This window comes from Mycobacterium sp. DL440, assembly GCF_011745145.1.
Lineage (GTDB): Bacteria > Actinomycetota > Actinomycetes > Mycobacteriales > Mycobacteriaceae > Mycobacterium.
The window spans coordinates 5496531-5517148 of record NZ_CP050191.1 but is presented as its reverse complement, the minus strand read 5'-3'; the positions used below and the strand labels follow the sequence as shown (position 1 = coordinate 5517148).

At 66.3% G+C, this 20618-nt stretch carries 23 protein-coding genes; 12 read left to right on the top strand and 11 right to left on the bottom strand.

Features of this window, described 5'->3' with window-relative positions:
• Positions 1-31: 31 nt before the first annotated feature.
• From HBE63_RS26905 to HBE63_RS26890, 4 genes are all read right to left on the bottom strand, one after another.
• On the bottom strand, positions 32-220 hold the full coding sequence (locus tag HBE63_RS26905) for a ferredoxin (RefSeq protein WP_166907787.1): 189 nt from the start codon (positions 218-220) through the stop codon (positions 32-34).
• A gap of 69 nt (positions 221-289) precedes the next feature.
• The gene (locus HBE63_RS26900; protein ID WP_166907785.1) at positions 290-1045 is read right to left on the bottom strand and encodes a hypothetical protein; all 756 of its coding nucleotides are present in this window, start codon (positions 1043-1045) and stop codon (positions 290-292) included.
• Between the two features lie 128 nt (positions 1046-1173).
• Positions 1174-2592: a wax ester/triacylglycerol synthase family O-acyltransferase gene (locus HBE63_RS26895; RefSeq protein WP_166907783.1), complete on the bottom strand. Its 1419-nt coding sequence runs from the start codon at positions 2590-2592 to the stop codon at positions 1174-1176.
• A gap of 27 nt (positions 2593-2619) precedes the next feature.
• Positions 2620-3846: an alpha/beta hydrolase gene (locus tag HBE63_RS26890; protein WP_166907781.1), complete on the bottom strand. Its 1227-nt coding sequence runs from the start codon at positions 3844-3846 to the stop codon at positions 2620-2622.
• Between the two features lie 124 nt (positions 3847-3970).
• Here HBE63_RS26890 and HBE63_RS26885 point away from each other — a divergent pair, with 124 nt between their 5' ends.
• Positions 3971-6133, top strand: coding sequence for an acyl-CoA dehydrogenase (locus HBE63_RS26885; protein ID WP_166907779.1), 2163 nt, complete (start codon positions 3971-3973; stop codon positions 6131-6133).
• A gap of 9 nt (positions 6134-6142) precedes the next feature.
• Here HBE63_RS26885 and HBE63_RS26880 read toward each other — a convergent pair whose 3' ends face one another.
• Both HBE63_RS26880 and HBE63_RS26875 read right to left on the bottom strand, forming a co-directional pair.
• A complete protein-coding gene (locus HBE63_RS26880) occupies positions 6143-6913 on the bottom strand; it encodes an SDR family oxidoreductase (RefSeq protein ID WP_166907777.1) in 771 nt (256 codons plus the stop codon).
• Positions 6910-7737 (bottom strand): MerR family transcriptional regulator, encoded by an 828-nt coding sequence (locus HBE63_RS26875; RefSeq protein ID WP_166907775.1) that lies wholly within the window; start codon positions 7735-7737, stop codon positions 6910-6912. Before HBE63_RS26875 ends, HBE63_RS26880 begins: the two co-directional genes overlap by 4 nt.
• Before the next feature lie 89 nt (positions 7738-7826).
• Between HBE63_RS26875 and HBE63_RS26870 the strand changes: the two genes are divergently transcribed.
• The gene (locus HBE63_RS26870; RefSeq protein WP_208301221.1) at positions 7827-8189 is read left to right on the top strand and encodes a nuclear transport factor 2 family protein; all 363 of its coding nucleotides are present in this window, start codon (positions 7827-7829) and stop codon (positions 8187-8189) included.
• A 13-nt stretch (positions 8190-8202) separates the two neighbouring features.
• Here the strand turns inward: HBE63_RS26870 and HBE63_RS26865 are convergent, their stop codons facing one another.
• From HBE63_RS26865 to HBE63_RS26855, 3 genes are read right to left on the bottom strand one after another with little or no spacing between them, the layout of a single operon-like run.
• Positions 8203-9753, bottom strand: a complete 1551-nt coding sequence (locus HBE63_RS26865; RefSeq protein WP_166910252.1) for a GMC family oxidoreductase — start codon at positions 9751-9753, stop codon at positions 8203-8205.
• Positions 9754-9807: 54 nt separating this feature from the next.
• On the bottom strand, positions 9808-10029 hold the full coding sequence (locus tag HBE63_RS26860) for a hypothetical protein (RefSeq protein WP_166907773.1): 222 nt from the start codon (positions 10027-10029) through the stop codon (positions 9808-9810).
• A complete protein-coding gene (locus tag HBE63_RS26855) occupies positions 10026-10655 on the bottom strand; it encodes an RNA polymerase sigma factor (RefSeq protein ID WP_243858311.1) in 630 nt (209 codons plus the stop codon). Before HBE63_RS26855 ends, HBE63_RS26860 begins: the two co-directional genes overlap by 4 nt.
• Positions 10656-10779: 124 nt before the next feature.
• On the opposite strand from HBE63_RS26855, the gene HBE63_RS26850 reads away from it, so the two are divergent.
• Positions 10780-11670, top strand: a complete 891-nt coding sequence (locus HBE63_RS26850) for an alpha/beta hydrolase (RefSeq protein ID WP_166907771.1) — start codon at positions 10780-10782, stop codon at positions 11668-11670.
• Here the strand turns inward: HBE63_RS26850 and HBE63_RS26845 are convergent.
• On the bottom strand, positions 11650-11895 hold the full coding sequence (locus HBE63_RS26845; protein WP_166907769.1) for a hypothetical protein: 246 nt from the start codon (positions 11893-11895) through the stop codon (positions 11650-11652). The two genes, HBE63_RS26850 and HBE63_RS26845, sit on opposite strands and share 21 nt — an antisense overlap.
• Before the next feature lie 51 nt (positions 11896-11946).
• On the bottom strand, positions 11947-13482 hold the full coding sequence (locus HBE63_RS26840) for an APC family permease (RefSeq protein ID WP_166907767.1): 1536 nt from the start codon (positions 13480-13482) through the stop codon (positions 11947-11949).
• A gap of 185 nt (positions 13483-13667) precedes the next feature.
• On the opposite strand from HBE63_RS26840, the gene HBE63_RS26835 reads away from it, so the two are divergent.
• The 9 genes from HBE63_RS26835 to fabG are packed head-to-tail and all read left to right on the top strand — an operon-like array spanning position 13668 to position 20617.
• Complete coding sequence (locus tag HBE63_RS26835; protein WP_166910249.1) at positions 13668-14948, top strand: aspartate aminotransferase family protein; 1281 nt, start codon at positions 13668-13670, stop codon at positions 14946-14948.
• Positions 14945-16504: an aldehyde dehydrogenase family protein gene (locus HBE63_RS26830; protein WP_166907765.1), complete on the top strand. Its 1560-nt coding sequence runs from the start codon at positions 14945-14947 to the stop codon at positions 16502-16504. The genes HBE63_RS26835 and HBE63_RS26830 overlap by 4 nt, the downstream gene beginning before the upstream one ends.
• Before the next feature lie 4 nt (positions 16505-16508).
• Positions 16509-17114 carry a BMC domain-containing protein gene (locus tag HBE63_RS26825; RefSeq protein WP_166907763.1) on the top strand — a complete coding sequence of 202 codons (606 nt, stop codon included), beginning with the start codon at positions 16509-16511 and terminating at the stop codon, positions 17112-17114.
• Positions 17111-17611, top strand: a complete 501-nt coding sequence (locus HBE63_RS26820) for a hypothetical protein (protein WP_166907761.1) — start codon at positions 17111-17113, stop codon at positions 17609-17611. The genes HBE63_RS26825 and HBE63_RS26820 overlap by 4 nt, the downstream gene beginning before the upstream one ends.
• Positions 17605-17856: a EutN/CcmL family microcompartment protein gene (locus tag HBE63_RS26815; RefSeq protein ID WP_166907759.1), complete on the top strand. Its 252-nt coding sequence runs from the start codon at positions 17605-17607 to the stop codon at positions 17854-17856. Before HBE63_RS26820 ends, HBE63_RS26815 begins: the two co-directional genes overlap by 7 nt.
• A 12-nt stretch (positions 17857-17868) precedes the next feature.
• Positions 17869-18150 carry a BMC domain-containing protein gene (locus tag HBE63_RS26810; protein ID WP_044514625.1) on the top strand — a complete coding sequence of 94 codons (282 nt, stop codon included), beginning with the start codon at positions 17869-17871 and terminating at the stop codon, positions 18148-18150.
• A gap of 2 nt (positions 18151-18152) precedes the next feature.
• Positions 18153-18815 (top strand): microcompartment protein, encoded by a 663-nt coding sequence (locus HBE63_RS26805; protein WP_166907757.1) that lies wholly within the window; start codon positions 18153-18155, stop codon positions 18813-18815.
• Positions 18815-19819, top strand: a complete 1005-nt coding sequence (locus HBE63_RS26800; RefSeq protein ID WP_166907755.1) for a phosphotransferase enzyme family protein — start codon at positions 18815-18817, stop codon at positions 19817-19819. Before HBE63_RS26805 ends, HBE63_RS26800 begins: the two co-directional genes overlap by 1 nt.
• Positions 19820-19837: 18 nt before the next feature.
• Positions 19838-20617 (top strand): 3-oxoacyl-ACP reductase FabG, encoded by a 780-nt coding sequence (fabG, locus tag HBE63_RS26795; RefSeq protein ID WP_166907753.1) that lies wholly within the window; start codon positions 19838-19840, stop codon positions 20615-20617.
• The last annotated feature ends 1 nt before the right edge of the window (position 20618 follow it).

Below are 20618 nucleotides of genomic sequence, written 5' to 3'. Positions count from 1 at the left end.
CATTTGACCGACAGGCAGATAGAGGACCCGGTCAGCCGCGCCGCAGTGCCGCGCGCGGGCATTCCTCTATCGCACGAGCGGCGAGTGCTTCCAACTCGGCCGGCACCGGATCGAGCTTCACGACCGAGTAGTCGTCCTCGTCGAGTTCAAACAGCTGCGGCGCGAGTTTCTCGCAGATCGCATTGCCTTCACAACGGTCCAGGTCGACTTCGACGCGCACGGCAACCTCCCGAGGAGTTTCTCCAAGATTTATTTGTAGAAATACTACCTCTGATGGGCGCCCTCGGCCCTAGAAACTGTCGCCACGCGGTTTCAACAGACTGCCCAGCCACCGCACCGGCGCCGCCCAGCTCCGGTTCGGCTCCTGCGACACGTCGGCCGCGCGGGGTGACAGCGGCTTGCGCCACTCCTTGATCTCCACTTCGATGCGTTCGCGGCGTGACCCCGACCAGTACGTAGTCAGACCGAAACTCTCGGCCACTGCGACGATTCGCTGCCCCACCATGGTGTCGGTGCGGTCCTTTACCTCCTCGGTCGCCGCTTCGTCGCCGTCGTAGGATGCCTGGACCAATGCCTCCGGCAAGTCGGGATGCGCACGAAAAGAGCTGTATCCCAATGCCAATTGCGGCGGGTATTCACCGAGCCGCAGTGCATCTTGCTCGTGGAAGAAGGTGTAGGCCCACTCGCGGTAGCGATACCAGTCCGGCGGATTCGGATTGAGGGTGCGCTCGTCATCGATCTCGCTGGTGCCACAGGTCATGCAACAGGAGAAGCACATCCGACCGAGGATGCCCTCCGATTCCAGCTGAGTGAACGCGTCCTTCAGCCGTCCGTAATCACCGGTGTCGAGCCAGGCGGCCTGCTCGGCCACCCGCTCATCCCACATCGATCCCACCAGGAGCGCCGCGTCGTCAGGCTGCAGCACTTCGGAATCGGACACCCAGTCCAGCAAGTCGCGGTAGTCCCAGAACCCGGCGATCAGTCGAAGCCTGATCTCCTCCTGCAGCTCGGCGAGATCGCCGGAGCTCGAGTCCCCGATGTCCATGGGTGGAATCCTTTCCTTTGGCCGGCTTATCCGGCACCCCGGCCGATCTGCGAATGCGCGAGGGTGCGGCAACTGTCGCTGCTGCAGGGCGTGTCGGCAGACAAACACGCACGCTCGCGGTGCAGAAGCTACTGCGGCATTGCCGACTCGACCACCGTCAACTTGTCCGAAAGTCCTGCGACCCTGCGGATTTCGCGGAACTCCTCGACCATTCCATCGGTGACCTCGTGCGGATCATCGACCGTGGCATCGTCGGACAGCACCGAGATGTTGAGCTGGTCGACATAGCTCCACACAGTGATGTTGAGCCCGCTGCCGGTCGTGATCGGCCCCACCGAATAGATCTCGGTGACGGTGGCACCGCCGACCTTGCCGCGCTCCCGAGGTCCCGGCACATTAGAGATGTTGAGGTTGAGCACCTTGTTCTGGCCGTCCTGATGGGACAGCCACTTGAACGCGGCCTCGACCGGGGCCGGCGGCATGTATGCGGCCCAGCGCGCGATCAGTTCCGGACCGATCAGTTGATGACTTTCCTTGGCCAGGGCGGCCGCGTCATGCGCGCGTTGTACGCGCTCGGCCGTATCGGCGACATCCACCGGCAACGCCACCAAGACACCGCTGAAACGGTTGCCCGAGATGCGATCCGGCGAGAAGTCGAAGCTCATCGGCACCGAGGCCAGCAACGGGTGGTCGGCCTGGCCGTCGTACTTCAGGGACAACGCACGTAGCGCACCCGACGACATGGCCAGCACCAGATCGTTGATCGTCACCCCGAGCTTCTTGCTCGTCTCCTTGACGTCTGCCAATGCCAGTGTGGCAGTGGCGAACAGGCGCTTTTCGTCGAGGATGTGGTTCATGAAGCTGGGCGGCGGGGTGAATGGGCGGGTCAGCTCGGGCGACAGCTTGCGACTGCTGCGTCGAACCCGGCCCAACCCCTGGGCCGTGTAACGCATGGTCCCGGGCAACCGGCCGAGCTGCCGCATGTGATCGGCAAACGCCGAGCGCACCAGTTCGTTCTTGGTGGGCGCGGGATCGGTGGCATATGAGTCGTCATCGCGCTCCGGCCCGTCCTGCAGGTCCATCCCGCGGGCCAACAGATTCGCCGAGGCGACCCCGTCGGCCAGTGCGTGGTGGATCTTGCCGACCACCGCAATGCGCCCGTCCGCCAGACCTTCGACGAAGTACATCTCCCACAGCGGCCGGCTGCGGTCCAGCGAGGTGCTGCCGATCTCGCCGATGGCCTCGTCCAGTTCGCGGCGCCCGCCCGGCGCACGGACCCGCCAGGGCCGGACGTGGTACTCCAGGTCGACGTCGCAGTTCTCCCGCCACATCGGGTGGTGGAACTTGAACGGGATGTCGACGAGTTGGTAGCGGAACGGGTCGAGCTTGTGCAACCGCCCGCGGATCACCTCCCGGAACTCGTCGATCCCGAAAGTCCGCTCACCCATGTCTTCGAGCGCGATGACCGCGATCTTCAACGTGTGCATGTGCACGTTGGGCGTCTCTGTATACAGCAGGAACGCGTCCCACCCACTCAACCGCTTCACGGTATCCCTCCCCAGGTGTGGAAACGCCTATATGACCGCTTTAGCCTCGTCCATCGCCCGGTTTCGGTGAATCTGGTTGAGGAACAGACCAATTGCCGTGGCCATTGCCCCTGTTCTGGCCCCGTCGGTCATATCGAACGCATGTCCGGCGCCGGGCAACTCGATGTAGCTGACCACCGCCCGCGACACAGCCTTGAGCTTGTCGACGAAGCTGCGGGCCTGCGCCACCGGGATGACACTGTCGCCGGTGCCGTGGATGACCAGGAACGGCGGCGCGTCGGGATGGATCTGCGCGATCGGTGAGGCCTGTCGGAAGATCTCCGGATGGCGATCGAGCTTGCGGCCCACCACGATCCGTTCCAAAAAGTCGATGAACCGGACCCGCTCCTCAGTGGAGCGGTCCTCCCAGTCGTAGCGCCCGTAGATGCCCACCACTGCGTCGACGCTGGTGTCGGACCCCTCTGGCAGATCACCCTGCATGTCGGGGCGGTTGGGAGTGAGCCCGGCCAGCGCGGCCAGGTGACCGCCGGCCGAGCAGCCCGCGACAGCGACGAAATTGCGGTCACCACCGAACTTGTCGACATTGGCTCGGGCCCAGGCGATCGCAGCCTTCACGTCATCGAGGTGCCGCGGCCAACGGTGGTGCGGGGCCACCCGGTAGTCGATCGACAGACACACCCAACCCTGCTGGGCCAGGTGTGACAACAACGCATAGCCCTGAAGGATCCGGCCGCCGTGCACCCACGCACCGCCCGGCACGAACAGCAGCACAGGAGCGGGGGAAGAGCTGGGAAGTTCAGCGGGCCGCCACACATCGAGCAGCTGGGCCGGGTCGTCGCCGTAGCGCACCGAGGTCCGGTACACGTCGCGCCGGTACTCCAGGGTGTGCCACAACGGCGGCACGCTGTCCGGGGCCGGCCAGTCGATGGCCAGGTCAGCGGGCGAGACCACGCCGCGCAGTGCCTCCTGGGCGACCGCGTTGGTCTGCTCCCGCTCCGTCTGCCGCAACTCGTTGTTGTCCGGCGCGAGCCAAGACTTCGCCGACGAGGTGACGAACTCGGGGAGGTGACGGAACCCCCACACGCTCATGGCGGTGAGGGCGCCGAGCGGTTCCAGGTGCTTACCCACCACTGGCAGCGAAGCCGTTGCGACGCTAAGTGCCAGCATGTGGTCAGCGGGCTTGGCATGCAGCAACCATCGTGCTCGATCAGCGAGCGTCGGTGCGGGGTACCGGTTATCCGGTCGTGCCGTCATTGCGCGAGCGTACCCCGCAGCGTATTGACTCAGGCGACAACTTCGCCGACTTGTCCACCCGACGTCCAAATGTGACCTGCATCACGTCGACTTCTCCGCGTAACCCCCGTTAGCTTCGCTAACCATGACTAAGTCAGCGCTGGCCATCACCGAAGAGCACCAGGACCTTGCCGACGCCGCGCTCGGGCAGTTGAACCGGCTCGACAGCCGCGCGGCCGCCCGCGCCACCCTGGAGAAAGCCGGCAGCTACCCCGACGAGCTCTGGTCAGCCGGCGCCGGACTCGGCTGGAACGGACTGGCCATCTCCGAGGAGTACGGCGGCTCCGGGTTCGGCCTGCCCGAACTGGCGGTGGTAGCCGAGGCCGCCGGGCGCGAACTGTGCCCGGGCCCCTTCCTGCCGACCGTTTCCGCCGCGGTGGTCATCGACCGTTACGCACCGGATTCCGTTCGGGCCGAACTCCTTCCGGGCCTCGCCAGCGGCGCGGCTGTGGGCGCCATCGGGTTGGCCGGCTCGGTGACTATCGGTGCCGACGGCCTACTCGGCGGGCAGGCACGCGCGGTACTGGGCGCACCCGACGCGCAGGTGCTCGTGCTGGCTGCCGGCGACGACATCGTCGTCCTGGAGGCCACGGCCGACGGAATCACCGTCACCGCACAGGATTCCCTGGACACCACCCGCAGCATCGGCGCCGTGGATCTGCGCGCGGTCACGGTCGACGAGAGCCGCATCCTGCGCGGCGCCGCACGTGGGGCACGCACAGTGTTCCGTATCCTCGGCTCGGCGGAGGCCGTCGGCGTGTCCTGGGCCGCACTGGACATGGCGGTCGAGTACGCCAAGGTGCGCGAGCAGTTCGGTCGCACCATCGGCACCTTCCAGGCCGTCAAGCACCACGCGGCCAACATGCTCGTCGACGCCGAACAGACCACCGCCGCGGTGTGGGACGCTGCCCGCGCCGACGACCTCGACGGTGCCTGGTTCGCCGCTGCGGTGGCCGCCGCCCACGCCATCCGGGCCCAGATCTTCTGTGCGCAGAACAACGTTCAGCTTCACGGCGGCATCGCCTTCACCTGGGAGCATGACGCGCACCTGTACCTGCGCCGGGCCCGGACCCTGGCCGCGGTGCTCGGCGACGGTGCCGATCCCCTGATCGACGTCGTCGACGGGCAACGCAGCGGGCAGGCGCACGGCGCGTCGTTCGCGCTACCGGACGAGGCCGAGCAGTACCGCCAGGACGCCAGGGACGCGGCGGCCGCGGTGCACGCACTGTCCGAGGACAGGCGCCGCGACTACCTGGTGGATTCCGGCTATCTGGTGCCGCACTGGCCCAAGCCATGGGGCCGGGCCGCGAATGTGTTGGAGCAGTTGGTGATCGAGGAGGAGTTCACCGACGTCGAGCGGGCAGACATGGGTATCACCGGTTGGGTGACCCTGACCATCGCCCAGGCCGGCACCGAAGATCAGCGCGAACGCTGGGTGGAGCCCGTGCTGCGCGGGCAGGTCATGTGGTGCCAGCTGTTCTCCGAGCCGGGCGCCGGCTCGGATGCGGCCGCGGTTCGCACCGCGGCCAAGAAGGTCGACGGCGGCTGGCGGGTCACCGGCCAGAAGGTGTGGACCAGCCTGGCCCAGCACTGCCAGTGGGGCCTGGCCACGGTGCGCACCGACCCCGACGCCCCCAAGCACGCCGGTGTCACCATGATGGCGATCGATATGAAAGCCCCTGGGGTGACGGTGAATCCGTTGCGCGGGCTGACCGGCGACGCCCACTTCAACGAGGTGTTCTTCGACGATGTGTTCGTCCCGGACACCGATGTGGTCGGCGATGTGAACAAGGGCTGGCTGGTCGCTCGCGCCACCCTGGGCAATGAGCGCATCTCCATCGGCGGCGGTTCGGCCGCTCCGACGGGATTCGACGCCGACGAACTGGTGGCTCTGATCGACGCCGATCCCGACGGGGCCCGCTACGTACGCCGCGCCGGTGAGATGATCGCCGTGGGCCACACCCTGCGGCTGCTGAACCTGCGCCGGGTCAGCCGCGCCATCGCAGGCACCGAGCCCGGACCCGAGGGCAACGTCACCAAGCTGCTGGTCGCCGAGCATTCTCAGCATCTGACGGAGCTGGGCATGGATCTGGTCGGCTCGGCCGGGGTCACCGGACAGACGCCGAAGCTGAGCCGGGCCTACCTGGGCAACCGGGCCATGACCATCGCGGGAGGGACCTCCGAGATCACCCGCAACACCATTGCCGAGCGGATCCTGGGCCTGCCCCGCGATCCGCTGCTGAAGTAGCCGCCGGGCCTACACCGTCGGCACCGTGCCGCCGTCGACCACCACATCGGCACCCACGATCGAGGATGCGGCGTCGGACACCAGGAACCCGACCACCTCGGCGACTTCGGCAGGCTGGGCCGGCCTCCCCAGCGGGATGCCACCGAGCGCGGACATCAACGATTCGAGTGCCTCCTCACGGGATCCGTCGGCGGCTGCGGCGATACGATCGATCAACGCCTCGGCTGCCGTGGTCTGAATGAAGCCCGGGGATACGGTGTTGACCCGAATGCCCTTGGGCGCCAACTCATTGGCCAGTCCCTTGCTGTAGGCCCGCAGGGCAGCCTTTGCCGCGGCATACCCCAGGGTGCCGTCATACAGCGGCATCCGACTCTGAATCGACCCGATATGCACCACCGCGCCCGTGGCGGCTTCGATCATCATCGGCAGCAGTGCCCGGTCGAGCCGAACCGCCGCCAACAGGTTCAGGTTGAGCTCGTCGGCCCAGTCCTGATCGCTCAGCGCCGCGAAACCTCCGGGTGGCGCCCCGGAGCCGCCCGCTGTGTGCACCAGGATCTGGGCGCCGCCGTTCCGGCGAATATGAGAGGCCAGATCGGCGACATCGATCACCGAGGTGAGGTCCGCGGCGACGAAATCATCTGCTGTCAGGACGCCGTCACCGTGGTGACGGGCCACCGCGGTCACGTGTGCGCCGGCGGACCGCAGCCGCGCGACGATGGCCGCACCCGCGCCCTTGGTGCCGCCGGTGACCACCGCGCGCCGCCCCTGCAACGCGCTCATGCGTCAGCCCGAAAAACCGGCCAGCACAATGTGGTCAACCACTCCGTGGAATCGTCTGTGTCCCAAGTAAATCGCTCGTAGTACTCACGCAGCGGGCCCTCGACACTGATCTCGTGGCGGTTCGCGTACTCGCCGAGAGCGCTGTAGACCAGGTCGACATCGTCATGCGATCCGCGGTGACGAAGGACCGCGAGCTCGGCCGCCGGGATGACGACGTCCTGTACGCGCCCGGCCGGCCGCACACCGCGTTCGACCGGAATGAACACGGTCGCGGTGCCGTGATCGTGGGCGAAGATGTCGAAGTCGAACAGCGCCGCGGGCGCACCGATGGCCCTCGAGCCGGTATCGGCGGCGACCGTGGCCCGCAGTTCGCCCATCGCACCGTGCCACCAGGGCAACAGATCGTCGCGGTCGACGGTCGCGGTGATCGCAGCGGCCGCGGTCGCCGCGACGCTGATGTGCTCGATCGTCGCAGCTGCTGAATTCCCCACGGGGCGTTCGAGGATCGCGCGCAGGGATTCTACGGCGCTGCGGGTCTCGGCGAGTTGGTCCTCCAACCGTTGCAGATGACCGCTGATCAGCCTGTTGCGGTCGGCGGGGGCGGACGTCAGCACCGCTCGCACATCGGCGATGGGCATGCCCAGCTGACGCAGCCGGCGCACGACCTGGGCCGTCGGCACCTGGTCGGCGGCGTAGTACCGGTACCCGGTGCTCGAATCGATACGGTCCGGCTCGAGCAGGCCGACCTCGTGATAGTGCCGCAGCGTCTTGACCGACAGCTGCGTCATTCGGGAGAAATCGCCGATGGACAGATCGATCGTCATGAGGTCAGTGTGAAGGCTCCCCCAAGGGGAGACTCAAGGTTCGATCTCGGCCTTGACCCTCCGCCTACCGACGGGTCGACGCTGTCGGCATGTCCATTGAACAGATGTCTCAAGTACCCGCCGCGGCGCGCCGTTACGTCGACGCCGTCAATTCTTTCGATGTCGAGGCGGTACTGGCCGCTTTCACCCCTGACGCACTGGTCCACGATAACCAGCGTGAGTTCACCACACCCGACGCCATCCGTACCTGGGTGCGCGACGAGATCGTCGGTGACAGAGTCACCATGCGGGTCGTCGAGGTGGTGGAACGGTCCGGGGTGACGGTGCTGCGTGCCCGCTACGACGGCGACTACGACAAAACGAACCTGCCCGAGGAGTTGATTCTCACCAACTACATCGTGACCCGCGACAACCTGATCGCCGCGTTGTTCATCGTGCTCAACAAGTCCTGACGAACCGGCACACTCACGCATAGGCGTCGTTGAGCAGTTGCGCGGCACGTTCCCCGATGACGACGCACGGCGCCATCGTATTGCCGGTCGTGACGCGGGGCATGATCGAGGCGTCGGCGATGCGGAGGCGTTCGACGCCGTACACCCGGAGATCGCCGTCCACGACCGACATCTCGTCGCGCCCCATTTTCGCGGTGCAGCTCTGGTGCCAATAGGTGCAGGCGGCATCGCGCACGAAAGTCTCGAGCTCGCGACGGCTGAGGTTGCCCGGCATGACTTCTCGTCGGGTGTAGGGAGCCAGTGGTGCGGCGTTGCCGATCTCGCGACACAGTTCGACCCCGGCCACGGCAGCCACCAGGTCAGCGGGGTCGGAGAGCATGTTGGGGTCGATGCGCACGGGGTCGGCCGGATCGGCTCCGGTCAACTGCACGCTGCCGCGGCTGGCCGGACGTACGAGTCCGACGAACAACGTCCAACCAGCCTGCGGCACACCGAATCGAGCGGCGTTCTCGACGCTCGGCAGCGGCAGTTCGATCTGGCAGGTTTGCAGGTCCGGAGCGCCCAGACGGGAATCGCTCTTGGTGAAGTAGGTGGCTTCGGACGCGGTGTTACGGGCGGCCAACGGGGTCCGGTACTCCCACACGCAGCCGAATCCGGGATGGTCCTGCAAGTTTCGGCCAACGCCGGGCAGGTGTGACGCGGTGGCGATGCCATGCCGGTTGAGTTCGGCGGCATCGCCAATCCCGGAGAGCATCAACACTTTCGGTGTGTTGATGGCGCCCAGGCTCAGGACCACCTCCGCCGCGGCGGCGACCCGGTGTGTACTGCCCGCGCAGACGAACTCGACCCCGGTTGCCCGCGAGCCGTCCAGCGTCACCCGGGTCACCAGGGCATCGGTGAGCACAGTGAGGTTGGGCCGGCCCAGATAGGGATGAAGGTAGGAGCGGAACACCGACTGTCGCACGCCGTCGCGCACCCGGATGTCACTGAGCGCGGCACCGCCCGCCGTCTCCATCATGGCGCCGTTGGGGTGCTCGTAGGTGGGTATGCCCGCCGTGGCTGCGGCAGCGACGGCCGCAGGCGCGATCGGATTGGGATCGGGTGCGGGCTGGACGAACACATTGCCCCCGGTGCCGCGATAGTCCGGGTCCGGGACACCCTGCCAGTCTTCGATACGCCGATAGATGTCGAGCACGGACTCGTACCCCCAGGCCGGGTCACCGGCTTCGGCGGCGAAGAAATCCCAGTCGTCCCGGTGACCGCGCGACCACATCATCACGTTGATGCTTGAGCCGCCGCCGAGCACCTTGCCCATATTCATCGGGATCGCCCGGCCGTTGAGGTGCGGATTGGCCTCGGCCGAAAACTGCCAGTCCCGTTCGGTGTCAAGGTTCTGCGGCCACCGGTCCGCCCGTTGCACGGCCGGTGCGTCGTCGAGACCGCCGGCTTCCAGCAGCAACACGCTGACCTCGGAATTCTCGGCGAGACGCCGGGCCACCACGGACCCCGACGAACCGGACCCGCACACGATGAAGTCGTACTGCTTCTTGAGGTTCACGATCATGAGCGTCGGCACCAGTCGATGTCTTACCTGTGCGGCCGCGGAAATTTCGCCCGATCAGTCCTCGGTGGGCTCCGCGGCCAGCGCTGCCAGTAAGCCGTCGAAGTCCTCACCGCACGGCGTGCAGGCCTGAAGGTGCGCCAGCACGCCAGGATAGCGGGCGGCCCGCTCGGCGGGTGCCAGTTCGGCGTAGATGTGCAGCAGGTCCGTCGCCTCGTCGCATCCGATGTCGCGCGGATCCGTCGCGAGGAACTGTTGCAGCCGCGTCCATTCGGTCATGGGGCATCCAATACAACGTCGACGTTCACATAATTGTTGGTCACCAGGTAGGCGCGGATCTTTCGCCGCGCATCCCACACCGTCTTGTAGACCGCGCCGCGGCTGATTCCCAGTTTGTGCGCAAGCGCATCGAGCGGCACGCCGTGAAGCACGATGTCGACGAACACCAGCCGCTGACGTTCGGTGAGCATCGTCTCGACCGCCACTCGCACCGCCGCGACTAGTTCGGCGGCTTCGGCCTGCGCACTGGGGTCCATCCCCGCGCCGGCCGGCAACCGGTCCCAGTCTTGCTGTCCCAGCGCGACGGGCGGATTACGCCAATGGTGTCGGCCGAGCTTGCTGGAGACCTCCAACATCACGAACTTGTATGCCCAGGTGGTGAACCGACTCTCCCCTCGGAATGTCGGCAGCTTGCCCAGAATCGCCAAGGTGGCGTCCGTGGCGGCCTGCTGCGCGAGGTCATCGAGCTCGGCTCCGCGGATCGGTGTCTGCCTGCGGTGCACCTCGCGACGAGCGATCCGCACCAGCAGCGCGTGCAGCCGCTCCACGCCGGCTGCCCGCTCGGCAGGAGACCCGTCGAGCAGCCTCAGCCACTCACGGGACACCTCATCCACCCCGGGGTTCACCCCGTACTCCTCCACGACCGTCGACTGAAGCCTTCACGACGTTAGTGTCCGCCAATGTCGACGTCTTACCAGCGTCTCGCGGCATCTTTTTCACACGACCGAGATCACCGGGTAGAACTGTGGGGTGACGACCGCCACTGGTTTCCACCCGGACCTCGAACGCATCGCCCGCTTCATCCCACGTCAGCTGGTGACCAGGCGTTCGCTGCCGTTGCTTCAGCGGTTGACCGGGCTTCAGAACCGGCAGACGCCCGAGGACGTCGAGGTGCTCACCTTGAGCTCCGGTGTCGGGGTGCGGTTGATCCGGCCGACCGGGATCACCGAACCGACGCCCGCGCTGCTGTGGATCCACGGCGGTGGCTACGTACTGGGCAGCCCGGCGCAGGACGACGCCCTGTGCCGGCGCTTTGCCAGGGAACTCGGCATCACGGTAGCGGCGGTCAAGTACCGCCTGGCGCCGCAGAACCCCTACCCGGCCGGGTTGGAGGACTGCTACGAGGCACTGAAATGGCTCGCCGCGCTTCCCGCGGTCGACGCGTCACGGGTCGCGGTCGCCGGCGCCAGCGCAGGCGGCGGACTGGCTGCCGCCCTGGCGCTGCTCGCCCGTGACCGCGGCGAGGTTTCCCTCGCCGCACAGATACTCGTGTACCCGATGCTCGACGACCGCTCGGTGGGCCCGGAGCTGGAGAATCCCGGCCACCGGCTGTGGACGCAGGGCAGCAACAAATTCGGCTGGTCGGCCTACCTCGGTGGTGCCGATCCGATGACCGCGGTACCGGGACGCCGTGACGATCTGGCCGGGTTGCCGCCGGCCTGGATCGGCGTGGGGACGCTGGACCTGTTCCACGACGAGGACATGGCCTACGCCGAGCGCCTGCGGGCCGCCGGGGTCGAATGCCAGGTCGAAGAGGTCTACGGGGCCTTCCACGGGTTCGACCAGATCGCCGCGAAAACACCTGTGGCCCAGGCCTTCCTGGCCAGCCAGTGCGCGAATCTACGCGCGGCGTTTGCCTGATTCACGCTGGTGACGCAGGTACCGGCAGGCACGTTCCAGTAGGCAGCGGTCGTCGGCCGACAGCGACCTGGCCCTGGACACCTGACCGGAGACGATCCTGACGAACCGGGCACACAACTGCTCAGCGGTCATCCCGAACTCAAGCCAGACGTCGTCCTCGCGCGGACCCCCGTAGGGAGCCCACGCGAGGACGAACTTCAGCAGGAGACGTTCGAAGGAGTCCATCTACCCGCCAGGTCGGTGTTCCAGTCGCGGAAGACTTCCGCCTCGAACAGTTCAGTCTCGAACAACGTTGTCCTCGAACACGATCCGGCCGATCAAATCGTAGCGGCGCGGATCGCGCAGCTTGAAGTAGGTCGCCATGGCCGCGCCGAACACGAACACCCCGACCACGATCCACGGGGTCAGCTTGAACAACAGCGTGCCGGATGCGGTGCCCGCGGCAGCGTCCTTGTGTTCCCACAGCAGATACACGACGTAGAGCATGCCGATTCCGCCGAGGCCGGGGGCGATGAGCGTCTTGAACCAGTGCTTGGACACCGGATGGTTCTTGCGGATGTGGAAGTAGCTGATCACCGAGAAGGCGCACAGCGACTGCACGATCAGGATCGCCATGGTGCCGAGGATTGCCAGCAGTGTGTACATGTGCACGTACGGGTCCATCCCGGCGAACAGGAACGACAGGATGATCACCAGGGTGATACCGCTCTGCACGAATGAGGCGATGTGCGGAGACCCGTGGGTGGGATGCGTTGAGCCGATGGTCTTCTGCAGGTTCTTGGACAGGCCTTCCCGGCCCAGTGCGTAGAGGTAGCGCGAGGCGCAGTTGTGGAACGCCATGCCGCAGGCGAACGAACCGGTGACCAGCAGGATGTTGAAGACCGTGATCGCCCACTCGCCGTAGGTGCTGCGCACCGGGCCGAAGAAGATCTCCGAAGACGTCGCGGAATCCTGCGCGAGCTCCACCGCGCGCTGCGGTCCGGTGCCGGCGATCGCCATCCAGGACACGAACACGTAGAACAGGCCGACGCCGAGGACGCTCAGCATGGTGGCCCGGGGGATGATCTTCTTCGGGTTGCGCGACTCCTCGCCGTACATGGCGGTCGATTCGAAGCCGACCCACGACCAGAAGGCAAAGAACAGACCCAATCCTGCGCTGGCACCGGCGATTCCGGCGGCCGGGGTGAACGCCCCGATCGGGTTGAGGGTCTCGGCGACCGCGAAGCCCTGCGGACCACCACCCTTGACCAGTACCGCCAGCGCGCCGAGTGCGAGCATGACGATCTCGGTCACCAGGAACACGCCGAGCACCTTCGCAGTCAGATTGACGTCGAAGTAGGTCAGGACCGCGTTGGTCACCAGCATCAGCAGCGCCGGGATCACCCAATGGATGTGGATGCCCAGTTGGGTCTGCATGAGGTTCTGGAAGAAGAACGAGAAGATCCCGATCAACGAGGCCTCAAACACCACATAGGCCATGGTGATCAGTCCGCCACTGGCCATCCCGGCGATGCGGCCGAGGCCGTGGGAGATATAGCCGTAGAAGGCACCGGTGGTGGTGATGTGCTTGGCCATGGTCGCGTAGCCCACCGCGAAGAGGCCGAGGACGACGGTCGCGACGATGTAGCCGGCGGGCGCGTGCGAACCATTTCCCGAGCCGACAGCGATAGGGACGTTACCGACCATTGCCGTGATCGGAGCGGCGGTCGCCACCGCCATGAAGATGACGCCGACCGTGCCGACGGCGTTGCGTTTGAGTCTTTGTACGTCGTGAGCTGTGTCTTCGCTCCCAGCGACAGCTTGATCGGTCATCTATCGGGGCACCTTCCAGGTAACAGTTGGATGCCTGATGTGGCCCGGGCCACAGTCGAGACTTACGTATATTGGCACTACCAAAATTGATTGGCAAGGACTTTCTGCAACCATTGACATAAATGGTTGCGACCGTTTACGGTGAGGCCCATCACAGCTACCGGGTAGCTACTCAAGGGAGCCGCATGTACGACTACGGCACGTTCACGTTCGAATCCAAAGCCGAAGTGCTGGAGAAGGCGAAAACGTTCTGGAATCCAGACAAGACACAGTTCTGGACCGACACGGGAGTCGATCTCGTGATCGACCGCAGGGAAGGGTACTTCCTGTGGGATATGGGCGGACGCCGCCTGATCGATCTGCACCTCAACGGTGGCACCTACAATCTGGGTCACCGCAATCCCGAAGTGATGCAGGCGATTACCGAGGGCATGCAGCACTTCGACGTCGGTAACCACCATTTCCCGTCAGTGGCCCGCACCGCCCTGGCGCAGCGCCTGGTCGAGACCGCGCCGGCGTCCATCAAGAAGGTGGCGTACGGGTCCGGAGGCGGTGAGGCGATCGACATCGCCCTCAAGAGTGCCCGCCACGCCACCAAGCGCCGCAAGATCGTCTCGATCGTCAAGGCCTACCACGGCCACACCGGTCTGGCGGTGGCCACCGGCGACGACCGGTTCGCCAAGATGTTTCTGGCCGACCAGCCCGATGAGTTCCTCCAAGTGCCGTTCAACGACGTCGAGGCGATGGAACAGGTGCTGGCCCCCGGCGACGTCGCCGCGGTGATCATGGAGACCATTCCGGCCACCTACGGATTCCCGCTGCCCGCACCGGGATATCTGGAAGCCGTCAAGGCGATCACCGAGAAGCACGGGACTCTTTACATCGCCGACGAGGTGCAGACCGGTCTGATGCGCACCGGTGAGCTGTGGTGCATCACCAAACACGGCATCGAGCCCGACATCCTGGTGACCGGCAAGGGCCTGTCCGGTGGCATGTACCCGATCACCGCGGCCCTGCTCAGCGATCGCGCCGCGAAGTGGCTCGACGAGGACGGCTTCGGCCACATCTCCACCTTCGGCGGCGCCGAGCTGGGCTGTGTCGCCGCGCTGAAGACGCTCGAGATCTCCACCCGCCCCGAAGTGCGCTCGATGGTCCACTACATCGCCGACATCTTCGACCACGGGCTGCAGCGCATCCAGGCCGACCACCCGGACTGGTTCGTCGGTATCCGGCAGAACGGTGTGGTGATCGGCCTGGAGTTCGACCACCCCGAAGGCGCCAAGTTCGTGATGCGGGAGCTCTACGAGAACGGGGTGTGGGCGATCTTCTCGACGCTGGATCCCCGTGTCCTGCAGTTCAAACCGGGTCTCCTGCTCTCGCGCGAACTCTGCGAGGACGTCCTGGACCGCCTCGCCGTCGCGGTGGCCAGGGCCGAGACCGTCGTGAGAGGACGTAAAGCATCATGACCAGTACCGCACAGGCCGGCCACATGCTGGAACGGGCCCGTTGGGCCGCGGCAGCGTACTCCGACTACGACGCCGCGGCGGTGAACAACATCGTCAACGCGGTGGCCGAGGCCGGCTACGCCGAGGCCGAACGGTTCGCCGCCGAAGCAGTGGCCGAGACCGGAATGGGTGTGGTGGCCGACAAGGCCACCAAGAACCGGGCCTGCTCGCGTGGCATCGTCGACTACTACGCTCGCGGGGACGCCGCTGGCGATTATGTGTCGCCGCGGATCGACCAGGCCCGCAAGATTGTCGAGTTGCCCCGGCCCGCGGGCGTGGTGTTGGCACTGACACCGACCACGAATCCCGTTGCCACGGTGTACTTCAAGGTGATCCTGGCGCTGATGACCCGCAACGCCGTCGTCGTCGCTCCGCATCCGCGGGCCAAGCAGTGCTCGGCCGACGCGGCCCGCGTGCTCGGCGAGGCCGCCGTCGCGGCCGGCGCACCGGACGGCATCGTGCAGGTGATCGACGAGCCGTCGATCCCTCTCGTGCAGGCGCTGATGGCCGACGAGCGCACCGACGTCATCGTGGCGACCGGCGGCACCGGCGTCGTGCGCGCCGCGTACTCGTCGGGCAACCCGGCACTGGGCGTCGGTCCGGGCAACGTTCCGGTGTTCGTCGACGCCAGTGCAGATATCAACGCCGCGGCCAAGCGGATCGTGGACAGCAAGGCCTTCGACAACTCCGTGCTGTGCACCAACGAGTCGGTACTGATCGTCGAAGACGCCGTTGCCGACAAACTGCGCTCGGCGCTGACCCGGGCCGGGGCGCACATCCTCGACGCGGACGGCGCCCGGCGGCTGCGGGCCTACATGTTCGCCGACGGCCACCTCAACACCGACGTGGTCGGACGCGACGCCGCATGGATCGCCGGACAGGCCGGCCTGCGGGTCACCCCCAAGACCCGAGTGCTGATCGCGCCATTCGATGACGTGATCAGCGAGGAGATGCTGGCCCACGAGAAGCTGTCTCCGGTACTCGGCATGACCACCGTTGCCGACACCGCGCGCGGTATCCGGGCGGCCCGGGCCGTGGTGCGGATCGGCGGGGCCGGACATTCTGCCGCCATCCACAGCGAGAACCCTTCGGTGATCACCGATTTCGCCGCTCAGGTGCCCGTGCTGCGGGTGTCGGTCAACGTCGGCAACTCCACCGGCAGCTCCGGGCTGGACACCAACCTGGCGCCGTCGATGACCATCGGCACCGGATTCGTCGGGCGAAGCTCGATCGGGGAGAACCTGCAGCCGCAGAACCTGATCAACTGGGCTCGCATCGCCTACAACAGCGACTCCGGCGTGGCGATGGGCAACTTCGTCGGCATCAACCCGTGGCAGGCACCGGCCGGCCCCGTGCCGGAATACCCGCGCGCCTCCAACGATCGCGACGGTGTGCCCGTCACGGCGCGCCGCTCGTACCCGACCGTCAACCGGTCGTCGGATCCCGGACTGGACACGCTGCGTGCCGAACTGCGCGCACTGGTCGTCGAAGAACTCGCACAACTGATCAAGAGGTAGGGCTGTGGCTGAACTTCGTTCTTTCATCTTCATCGACCGGCTGCAACCGCAGACCATGTCGTATCTGGGCACGTGGATCAAGGGTGCGCTGCCGCGGGCCAACCAGGCCGCCCAGATCATCGAGGTGGCTCCCGGACTGGACATCGAGGGCGTCACCGACGTCGCCCTCAAGCACGCCGAGGTCAAGGCCGGAATCCTGGTGGTCGAACGGCAATTCGGCTACCTGGAGTTCCACGGGGAGACCGGCGCGGTCAAGGCGGCGGCCGATGCCGCACTCGACGAGCTGGGCGGTGACGTAAGTGCGGCAAAGCAGGCCAACGTGCTGGCTTCACGCATCATCTCCAGCATCGACCACCAACACGCATTCCTGATCAACCGCAACAAGATCGGGTCGATGGTGCTGCCGGGCGAGTCGCTGTTCGTGCTCGAAGTTGCCCCGGCGTCCTACGCCATCCTGGCCACCAACGAGGCCGAGAAGGCCGCCGACATCAAGGTGGTCGACTTCCGGATGATCGGTGCCACCGGCCGCGTGTACCTGTCCGGTACCGAGGCCGATATCCGCACCGCAGCCGAGGCGGCGCAGGACGCACTCGCCAGGGCGACTGCATGAACCGTGACGAACTGCGCGCGCTGGTGCGTGAGGTGGTGCGGGAGGCGGTCCGCGATGCCGGCGCTGCCGCCAGGACCCCGGGGCCGGCGGCTGACCCCCCGCCGCCGGCTCCGGCCCCGCCGACGGTCGCCGACCAGATGGGCCTCCAGCCCACCGGACCTCGCGCGGCCGACGGCAAGAACCGCACCGAGACCGTGCAGTTGGCCAATGACAAGGACCTCGACGGCTTCGTCCGGAAGTTGTTGCGGCTCTTCGAAAGCCCAAAGACCCGCGCTGACCTCAAGGCCGGCCGGCTCAGCTTCCGGTTGACCGGATCGGCCCGGCCCTCGGCTGGCGGCGCCAGTAGGCGCATCGACACCGGTGCCGTCACCGAACGCCAGATCGCCGACATGGCCGGCGGCACGCTCGTGCTCGGTCGCAAGGCGGTGCTCACCCCGCTGGCCCGGGAGAAGGCCCGCACCTTGGGAATCAAGATTGAAAAGGAGCCAAAGTGCTAGCAGCGACTGTCACCGGCAACGTGTGGTCGACCCGGCGCATCGACGGTATCCCCGCCGGCGCGTTCCTCGAGGTCGAGGTCGACGGCACCGGATCGAAGCTGATCGCCTTCGACGTCCTGGGCAGCGGCGTGGGCGAGCACGTCCTCGTGGCCCAGGGCTCGGTGGCTTCGGGCTGGTTCACCGGAACCCCGCCGCCCGTCGACGCCCTCATCATCGGATCCATCGACACCAACCCCAACAAATAAGGAGAAACACCCATGTCCAGCAATGCAATCGGATTGATCGAGACCAAGGGCTACGTGGCTGCGCTGGCCGCCGCCGACGCGATGGTGAAGGCCGCCAACGTCACCATCACCGATCGTCAGCAAGTCGGTGACGGACTGGTCGCCGTGATCGTCACCGGCGAGGTGGGCGCCGTCAAGGCCGCCACCGAGGCCGGTGCCGAGACCGCCTCGCAGGTCGGCGAACTGGTCAGCGTGCACGTCATCCCGCGTCCGCACAACGAGCTCGGCGCGCACTTCGCGGTCGCCAGCAAGTAACCATGCCGACCAAAGCGGAGGAGAGCACACGGATCCGCACCCAGATCCGTGTCTACCTGTTGGTGGAGGATCTGCAGCGCCAGTTCGCCGCGTACCTCGGAACGCCGACCCGGGCCCGGGGATACCCACCGTATGAAGGTGAGCATGCGCTGATCGTCGAGGTGTCCCCCGCCCTGGCCATCGAGCGGGTGATCGACCTGGCCCTACGTGAGGTTCCCGGCATCCAGCCCGGAATCCTGTACGTGGAACGCCAATTCGGTGTCCTGGAGATCCACTCGGCCAACCTGGAGGATGTCCGGCGCGCCGGCGAGGCGATCCTGGCCGGCACCGGCAACAAGGCCTCCGACCAGCTGCGGCCACAGGTGCTGTACCACGACATCATCGAAAACATCACCGATCAGCACGCGGTGATCCTCAACCGCAACCGGCAGGCGTCGATGATCCTGCCCGGGCAGTCTCTGCTGGTGTACGAGATGACCCCGGCACTGTTCGCAGCGGTGGCGGCCAATGAGGCGGAACGCGCCGCACCCGGGCTTACTGTGGTGGACGTGCAGATGATCGGTGCTGCTGGAAGGCTCTACATCGGTGGCAGCACTGCTGATGTGACGGTGGCACGGGACCGGATCACTGGGGTGCTGAACGGTATCGAAGGACGGGATCACTAATGGTCATCACCGACGAGATCGATGTCGCCCAACTGGCGTTACGCCAGTACGACATCGGGACGGACGCAACGCTGCGGTTGCTGAACCTGTCCGAGAACGCCACTTATCTCGTCGAAGATGGCAGCACCCAGTCCATCCTCCGGGTGCACCGGCAGGACTACCACCGACCCCATGAGATCGAGTCCGAACTGGACTGGCTGCAGGCCCTGCAGACCGACAGTGACGTCACGGTGCCGACCGTGCTGCCGACCAGCGACGGTCGGCGGCTGGTCACCGTCAACGGTGAGGAGACAGGCGGAATCGCCCGCCATGTCGTACATTTCGGCATGGTTGAGGGGGCCGAGCCCGACGAGGGCACGCTGACCCTCGACGACTTCCACACGCTGGGCCGGATCACCGCTGCGCTGCACGACCATTCGCAGCGGTGGGAACGCCCGACCGGGTTCGGCAGGTTCTCCTGGGACTGGGAGCACAGCCTGGGCGGAACTCCGCGCTGGGGCCGTTGGCAGGACGCCTCCGGCGTCGGCTCGGCAGAGCAGCAGGTGCTGGAGCGCGCCCAGGCGCTGCTGCACGATCGGCTGCATGCCTACGGCACCGGACCCGATGTCTACGGTCTGATCCACGCCGACCTGCGGCTGGCCAACCTGCTGGTGGACCCCGACCCGACCGGATCCCCGAAGATCACGGTCATCGACTTCGATGACTGTGGATTCGGCTGGTATTTCTACGATTTCGGTACCGCAGTTTCGTTCATCGAGGATGATCCAGCATTGCCGGAGTGGCAGGATGCCTGGGTGAACGGCTACCGCACCCGGCGCGATCTGCCGGTCTCCGACGAAGACATGCTGGCCTCCTTCGTCCTGCTGCGCAGGCTGCTGCTGCTGGCCTGGATGGGCACTCACAGTCACTCCAGAGAATCGGCCACCAAGGCCATCAGCTATGCCGCCGGCAGCTGCGAACTCGCCGAGCGCTACCTGCGCTCCAACGGCCTCACCTTGACCTGACCCTCAAAGGACCCCAATATGTTCGCTTCGCTTCAGGGCCGCTCGGCCATCGTCACCGGCGGCAGCAAGGGCATCGGCCGCGGCATCGCCCGGACCTTCGCCAACGCCGGTGTGGACGTCCTGATCACCGGTCGCAACCAGGCCGACCTCGACGAGGCGGTCGCGGCGTCCGCCGACGCCCCCGGGCGGGTCAGCGCCCTGCGCGCGGACGTGACCAGCCCCGAAGACGCCCGTCAGGTGGTCAGTGCCGCCGTAGAGCGGCACGGCGGACTGGACATCGTCTGCGCCAACGCCGGTATCTTCCCGTCGGGGCGCATCGAAGACCTCACCCCCGACGACATCGACCAGGTCCTTGCGGTGAACTTCAAGGGCACCGTGTACATCGTGCAGGCCGCGCTCGCGGCGCTGACCGCCAGCGGCCACGGACGCGTCGTCATCACCTCGTCGATCACCGGTCCGATCACCGGCTACCCCGGTTGGTCACACTATGGTGCGTCGAAGGCTGCTCAGCTGGGCTTCCTGCGCACCGCCGCAATGGAACTGGCACCCAAGAACATCACCGTCAACGCCGTCCTGCCCGGCAACATCATCACCGAGGGCCTTGGCGAAATGGGCCAGGATTACCTCAACCAAATGGCCTCGGCAGTGCCTGCGGGCCGTCTCGGATCGGTCGCCGACATCGGCAATGCGGCGTTGTTCTTCGCCACTGACGAGGCCGCCTACATCACCGGACAGTCGCTGGTCGTGGACGGCGGGCAGATTCTGCCCGAATCACACATGGCGATCGCTGAACTCTAGT